This is a genomic window from Pseudomonas sp. HMWF006 (genome assembly GCF_003061205.1).
GTDB classification, from domain to species: domain Bacteria; phylum Pseudomonadota; class Gammaproteobacteria; order Pseudomonadales; family Pseudomonadaceae; genus Aquipseudomonas; species Aquipseudomonas monsensis.
Window position 1 is genome coordinate 1 of sequence record NZ_QAIU01000568.1, and the last position, 6,999, is coordinate 6,999.

A 6,999-nucleotide genomic window follows, 5' to 3' on the forward strand; every position below is an offset into this window, starting at 1 on the left:
GTTCGAGCGTGAGCCGTTGCAGCATGACTCGCCGTTGTTGCAACTGAATAATGTGGTGGCGACGCCGCACATGGGCTCGGCAACGCATGAGACGCGCGAAGCGATGGCGCGCTGTGCGGTGGAGAATCTGTTGGCGGCGCTGGCTGGGGAAAAACCTGCGAATCTGGTGAATCCATCGGCTTGGCAGGGCTGAATTAATCGGTGGCTGTCATGCCGCCTTCGCGAGCAAGCTCGCTCCCACATTTGAAACGCATTCCCCTGTGGGAGCGAGCTTGCTCGCGAAGAGGCCGGTACAGGCAACACAAAACCATCAGGCACTGCGCGCCTGTAACAGCTGCGCCGCACACAGTGTAATCCGCGAGCAGGCGTCCGCCAGTTTGACCCGATCCACCACCAGCCCGATGCGAATATGCCCCGCTGCACTGGGCCCAAACGCCTCACCAGCCAGCACCGACACGCCGTAATTTTCCAGCAAGCGCTCGGCAAACGCTTGAGCGCCTAACCCGGTCTGGCGCACATCGACCATCACGAACATGCCGCCATCCGGGCGGATCGGTTGCAAACCCGGGCAGCCCTGCAGCCGCTCGCAGACCAGATCCCGGCGCAAGCGATACTCCTCGCGCATCTGCGCCACTTCCGGCAGGTCCGTTTCCAGCGCAACCTGCGCGGCTTTCTGCACGAATTCCGGCAAACCGAACAGCATGCTCAACGACAGATTCACCAAGTGTTCGGCCAACGCTTTTGGCCCGATCGACCAACCGATCCGCCAGCCGGTCATGGCGTGGGATTTCGACAGGCTGTTGATGGTCGCCGTGCGCTCCGCCATGCCCGGCAGACTCGCCGGGCTGATGTGCTCGCCTTCGTAGAGCAAATCGCTGTAGACCTCATCGCTGATCAGCCATAAGTCATGACGAATGCACAGCGCCGCCAGTTCCTGCCAGATCAGCAGTGACAGGCTCGCGCCGCAGGGGTTGTTGGGACTGTTGAGCAGCATCGCCCGGGTCTTGCCGGTGATGCGTGCAGCGACATCGGCGGGGTCAACGCGAAAGCCGTTTTCCGGACGCACCGGCACCGGCACCACGGTCGCCCCGCAGGCGCCGAACACGCCTTCGTAGGTGACGTACATCGGCTCGGCGACAATCACCTCGTCCCCCGGATCCAGCAGGCATTGCGCCACTGAATACACCGCGCATTGCGCCCCCGGCAGCACGATCACGTGGTCGGCATCGACCGCCTGACCGCAGCGTCGCTGATGCCGCCGGGCAATCAGTTTGCGCAAGGCCAAGCGGCCGCGCACTTCCGCATAATGCGTATCGCCGGCCAGCAGACTGTCGATGGCACCGTGGACGATCGGCAGCGGTGTATCGAAATCCGGATCGCCCACACTCAGCAGCAGGACATCGACGCCCTCAGCGCGCAACTCCAGCGCTCGGTCGTGAATCTGCCAGGCCGCTGCGCCCTCCCCGGCGATTCGTTGAGTCAAGGCTGAATAGCGCATGCACGTCTCCTGTTTGCGCAATCTCCAGCCTTCACCCTATCTCAAATCACAAAACGCGCCACCATGGCGTTCAAATCCACCGCCAGTCGCGACAGCTCATGGGTGGCGGCGCTGGTCTGGTTGGCCCCGGCAGCCGATTGCGTAGCCAGATCGCGGATATTGACCAGATTCCGGTCAACTTCGCGGGACACTTGCGCCTGTTCTTCGGAGGCGCTGGCGATCACCAGGTTGCGCTCGTTGATCTGATGAATCGACTGGGTGATCTGCTCAAGGGCGACGCCGGCGGCGCGGGCCATTTCCAGGGTGGTCTGGGTGCGCTGGTTGCTCTGCTGCATCGACGAAACCGCTTCACCGGTGCCGTTCTGGATGCCGGCGACCATTTTTTCGATTTCCTGAGTCGATTGCGCGGTGCGATGGGCCAGTGCGCGCACTTCGTCAGCCACCACCGCAAAACCACGACCCGCCTCACCGGCACGCGCCGCTTCGATGGCTGCGTTGAGCGCCAGCAGGTTGGTCTGTTCGGCGATGGCGCGGATCACGTCGAGCACTTTGCCGATGTCCCGACCCTGCGCCGCCAGGCCTTCGATCATTTGCGCGGTGCTCTGCACGTCGTGGGTCATGGTCTGAATCGCGTCGACGGTTTTCACCACTTGATCGCGGCCTTCACGGGCGGCCTGGGTCGACTGGTTCGAGGCCTCGGAGGTTGAGACGGCGTTACGTGCAACCTCTTCCACGGCGGCGGTCATCTCGTTGACGGCAGTGGCGGCCTGTTCGATTTCGTTGTTCTGCTGTTGCAGGCCACGGGAGGCTTCTTCGGTGACCGCGCTGAGCTCTTCGGCTGCGGCGCCCAGTTGGGTGGCGGAGCCGGCAATCTGTTCGATGGTCTTGCGCAGGTTGGTCTGCATCGTGGCCAGGGCCTGCAGCAGTTGCGTGGCTTCGTCCTTGCCGTCGACTTCGATGGCTTTGCTCAGATTGCCATCGGCAATGGTTTGCGCCACCAGCACCGCCCGGTTCAACGGCGTGACGATGCTGCGCGTCAGCAGCAATGCCAGCAATACCGTCGCCAACGCAGCAATCACCGCGACAATGATGATGCCGGTAATGGCGCTGTCGTAATGCTCACCAGCCTGAGTGGAGGCGACTTTGGCACCCGCCGCATTGATCTCGATGAGTTTATTGAGCTGCTCGCCCATCTGGTCAGTGCCGTCCTTGATCCGGGTGTTGATCAGGGTGCGCATTTCTTCAACCTTGTCCTGACGCGACAGGTCCATCATCTGGTTTTGTGCTTGCAGGTAATTGTCGAGCGTCGTCGCGAACGTCTGATACAAGGCACGCTCCTCGGCTTCCGCAGGCAATGCCGCGTAGCTGGCCTGAGCACTGCGTACCTTGTCCACCAACACGCCAATCCGCGTCTGCGCCTCTTGCAAGCCGGCCGGCTCGCGGTTGACCAGAATCCGGAACGACAGAATCCGCAGGCGCAACACGTTTTCCGTCACTATGCCAAGGTACTTGACGCTGGGCAGTTGATTGGTCTCCATGTCGACTGAGGCTTGACGGATGGTCGACATACGATTGACGGCGAACACGCCAAGGACAATCACCAGCAAGGCTATAAAGGCAAAACCGAGGAAGGCACGGGGCGCGATTTTCAGATTACGCAAAGACATGGTTGGACTCTCGGATAGAGGTAGCTGCGAGCGTCCTTGCCGTCATCACCAGTCCTTGGAGCGGGACCGGTCTGGCGTCACGGTTCGAGGGAATCTGTGTGCGCCTGATCTCTGTATCGGCCAGGCTTTAGGAAGGTTTCGTGTAAAACGGAAATATTTTTCAAGGTGTTACAGCGATGAAACACCGTAAACATTTAAGCAAAATCGGTGGTGAGAGAACTTGCTCAGGCTCGTCTGTGCAGCAGTCTTGGAACCATCGAACACGGTGGATCCGAAGGATTGACACCAAGAGGGTTGGAGCTGCTTCGCAGCCCGGCGCGAGCAAACTCCCTCGCCACAGGTTAATCAATGCTGATCAGGCTGATTCTTGGCCATCTGCCAGACACGGGCGATGTCGGCCGCACGTTCACGCAGCAATCGCGGCGCTTCGGCGCAGGCCTGCTCAAGGGGCATCGGCCCGCTGGTAACGGCGAATGCGGCATCAATGCCGTGGCCGTAGAGTTCCTGATAGCCCTCGCCAAGAGTGCCGGCAATGACGATCACAGGAACCTGCTGCTGTTTGGCAATCCGCGCCACGCCAAACGGGGTTTTGCCGCGCAGGGTCTGGGCATCGAAACGGCCTTCGCCGGTGATCACCAGATCCGCGCCTTTCACCGCTTCGGCGAGGCCCACCAGTTCGGCGACCACTTCCACGCCGGCTCGAAATTGCGCGCCCAAAAACGCCTTGGCAGCAAATCCCAGCCCCCCGGCTGCACCACTGCCCGGTTCATCACGCACGTCTTTGCCCAAGGCGTGTGCACAGTGTTCGGCAAAATGGCCCAGCGCCTGATCCAGTTGCTGCACTTGGGCGGGCGACGCACCTTTTTGCGGGCCGAAAATGGCGGAAGCACCGTGCGGACCGCAGAGTGGATTGTTGACGTCTGCGGCGATGTCGAAGCGCACGTGGGCCAGACGCGGGTCCAGGTCGCTCAGTTCCAGACGCGCCAATTGCGCCAGTGCCAGACCGCCCGGCACCAGCGACTGGCCTTGCGCATCCAGCAGTTTCACGCCCAGCGCCTGCATCGCGCCGGCGCCGCCGTCGTTGGTCGCGCTGCCGCCAATCGCCAGAATCACTCGTTGCGCGCCAGCATCCAGCGCCGCACGGATCAACTCACCAGTGCCGAAGGTGCTGCTGATGCAGGCGTCACGTTGCCCCGGCGGCACCAATTGCAAACCGCTGGCCTCGGCCATCTCGATGATCGCGGTGTGATTGTGCGGCAACCAGCCCCACGCCGCGTCCACCGGCACGCCCAGCGGGCCACGCACGCGGCTGCGGCGCCGTTCGCCTTCGCACGCGGCGAGAATCGAATCGACCGTGCCTTCACCGCCATCGGCCATCGGGCATTTGACCAGCGTGGCTTGTGGCCAGACTTGCGCCAGGCCCAAAGCAATGGCCTCGGCGACGCCCTGGGCACTCAGGCTGTCCTTGAACGAATCGGGGGCGATGACGATCTTCATGCGAATTCTCCAGTTCCAATGCTCCTCATGCTGCCAGTCAGCCCGCGCATTGACGCCTGTCCGCTGCACAAGCGCTGTGGGCGTTTATTGTTCATTTTCACAAAGGCCCTGGAATCGAGGCTGAATGTTCCGACCCTATCGCTGGCAAGCCAGCTCCCACAGGGAACTTCAGTGACCATGAATTTTGTAACCACCGCAGAGACTGTGGGAGCTGGCTTGCCAGCGATGGCGGCAGCAAGAACAACTCATGCCGCAGGATCAGTCTGGGGCAGGAGTTGCACGCCGAGATACAACGCCAGCATCCCGTCCAGCCTTAACGGATCAACCCCACTCAACTCGGCAATCCGCTCCATCCGGTAACGCAAACTGTTGCGATGAATCCCCAGCGCATCCGCACACGCCTGGCTCTGCCCGTCGTGCTCGCACCAACTGCGCAACGTCGCCAACAACTGGCCGTTGCCGTCCTTGGCGATGACCTTGCGCAACGGCTTGAGCAATTCATCCAGCGCATCGTCATTGCGATGCCGCCACAGCATCACCGGCAGCCGATAACGATTGAGCGTCAGCAAACGCGAGTGCGGCAGCACCTCTCGGCCATACGCCAGAAGATCGCCGACCCGCCGATAGCAACGGCGCAACCCGACCAGCCCATCCGCCTGCCCGCCCACGGCGATGCGCAAAATATTCCAGCCCAGGCCGTCGAGCTTTTCCAGCAAGCGGTCAGATTCAACGTTGTGGCTCGCCGGTCGACACCACAACAGCGACGACTTTGCCGAACTCACGCACCAGCTATCGGGATAACGTGAGGTCAGCCAGGCACTCAGGGCCTCGACGGTCTGCCCCGGGCCGTGCTCCAGCCCCAATTCGAACAGATACGGCACCCGGGTCAATTGCGGTTTGAGACCGAGTTGCTGCGCCTCGTCGATCAGGCGTGGCGAATCACCCGCCTCGCTGAGCAACAGCGCCAGCAAGTCATCGCAACGCTGACGGCGCCATTGCTGTTCGGCCTGTTGATTGCGCTGGCCAACGAGCATTTCCGCGGTCATGCGCACCAGTTCGGCGTAGGTACGCAATTGCTCCGGCTCGCCGGTGATGCCGAGCACGCCGATCAAGCGCTGATCGAGCAACAGCGGCAAATTGATGCCCGGCTGCACGCCTTTCAAATGCACGGCGGTCTGCGCGTCAATCTCCACCACCCGACCGTTGGCCAGCACCAATTGCGCACCTTCGTGACGGGTGTTGATCCGCTCCGGCTCGCCACTGCCGAGGATCAAGCCCTGGCTGTCCATGACATTGACGTTGTAGGGCAAAATGGCCATGGCACGGTCGACGATGTCTTGGGCGAGGTCGTGATCGAGTTCGAACATAAGCGCTGGAATCCTTGAAAACAGGCACGGACAGGTTGTTCACCCGCACAGGGTCTGGCGGCAAACCCTGTGCTCAGGCACAAAGACAATCCGGCCACCGGTGGCCGAGACTCTCAGGGCGATCAACGTTACCCTTTGCATCGCCAAAAATCATAATAAAGAGAGAGCCGCTATGTCGCACAGCGCCGCAGCTACCCAGACCATCGCAGACGATAAAAACGCCGTCTACAAACGCATCACCCTGCGTTTGATCCCCTTCATCTTCATCTGCTACCTGTTCAACTACCTCGACCGGGTCAACGTTGGATTTGCCAAACTGCAGATGCTCGACGCCCTGAAATTCAGTGAAACCGTCTACGGCCTCGGTGCCGGGATTTTCTTCATCGGCTACGTGCTGTGCGGCGTGCCAAGCAACCTCGCCCTGACCCGATTCGGTCCGCGGCGCTGGATTGCCTTGATGATGATTACCTGGGGCACGTTGTCGACCTGCCTGCTGTTCGTCACCACGCCGACCGAGTTTTACACCCTGCGCCTGTTCACCGGTGCGGCCGAAGCCGGGTTCTTCCCAGGCGTCGTGCTGTACCTCTCGCAGTGGTTCCCGACCTTCCGCCGGGGGCGGATCATGGCGCTGTTCATGTCGGCAATTCCAGTGTCCGGCCTGCTCGGCAGCCCGTTCTCTGGCTGGATTCTCAATCACTTCGCGGCGGGCCAGGGTGGTCTGGCCGGCTGGCAGTGGATGTTCCTGCTGCAAGGCATCCCGACGGTGATCCTCGGCGCCCTCGCCTATTTCCTGTTGAGCGACAGCTTCGCCAACGCCAAATGGCTGAGCCCGCACGAGCGTGCAGTGTTGGAGGCCGATCAGGCCGAAGACCTCGCGAACAAACCGAAAACCACCTCCGATTCGTTGATCGCGGTGTTCAAGAACCCGGCGATCTGGGCCTTCGGCCTGATCTATTTCTGCATCCAGAGT

Annotated in this window: 5 protein-coding genes and 1 pseudogene; 2 read left to right on the forward strand and 4 right to left on the reverse strand. The window is 61.5% G+C overall.

Features of this window, described 5'->3' with window-relative positions:
- Positions 1–193 (forward strand): annotated as a pseudogene (locus DBR24_RS26025) (bifunctional glyoxylate/hydroxypyruvate reductase B); the annotation flags it as partial.
- A 117-nt stretch (positions 194–310) separates the two neighbouring features.
- On the opposite strand, the gene DBR24_RS26030 reads toward DBR24_RS26025, so the two are convergent.
- From DBR24_RS26030 to DBR24_RS26045, 4 genes are all read right to left on the reverse strand, one after another.
- The gene (locus DBR24_RS26030) at positions 311–1,498 is read right to left on the reverse strand and encodes a pyridoxal phosphate-dependent aminotransferase (RefSeq protein WP_123468424.1); all 1,188 of its coding nucleotides are present in this window, start codon (positions 1,496–1,498) and stop codon (positions 311–313) included.
- A gap of 41 nt (positions 1,499–1,539) precedes the next feature.
- Positions 1,540–3,165: a methyl-accepting chemotaxis protein gene (locus DBR24_RS26035; RefSeq protein ID WP_128616144.1), complete on the reverse strand. Its 1,626-nt coding sequence runs from the start codon at positions 3,163–3,165 to the stop codon at positions 1,540–1,542.
- Between the two features lie 345 nt (positions 3,166–3,510).
- A complete protein-coding gene (locus tag DBR24_RS26040; protein ID WP_128616145.1) occupies positions 3,511–4,662 on the reverse strand; it encodes a glycerate kinase in 1,152 nt (383 codons plus the stop codon).
- Between the two features lie 245 nt (positions 4,663–4,907).
- Positions 4,908–6,029, reverse strand: coding sequence for a sugar diacid recognition domain-containing protein (locus tag DBR24_RS26045; RefSeq protein WP_123468418.1), 1,122 nt, complete (start codon positions 6,027–6,029; stop codon positions 4,908–4,910).
- Between the two features lie 172 nt (positions 6,030–6,201).
- On the opposite strand from DBR24_RS26045, the gene DBR24_RS26050 reads away from it, so the two are divergent.
- The coding region (locus DBR24_RS26050; RefSeq protein ID WP_256591845.1) for an MFS transporter at positions 6,202–6,999 on the forward strand (798 nt) is incomplete at its 3' end.

Coding starts and splice junctions, on each gene's coding strand:
- DBR24_RS26040 (WP_128616145.1), bottom strand. CDS start 4,662: ATGAAGATCGTCATCGCCCCCGATTCGTTCAAGGACAGCCTGAGTGCC.
- DBR24_RS26035 (WP_128616144.1), bottom strand. CDS start 3,165: ATGTCTTTGCGTAATCTGAAAATCGCGCCCCGTGCCTTCCTCGGTTTT.
- DBR24_RS26030 (WP_123468424.1), bottom strand. CDS start 1,498: ATGCGCTATTCAGCCTTGACTCAACGAATCGCCGGGGAGGGCGCAGCG.
- DBR24_RS26045 (WP_123468418.1), bottom strand. CDS start 6,029: ATGTTCGAACTCGATCACGACCTCGCCCAAGACATCGTCGACCGTGCC.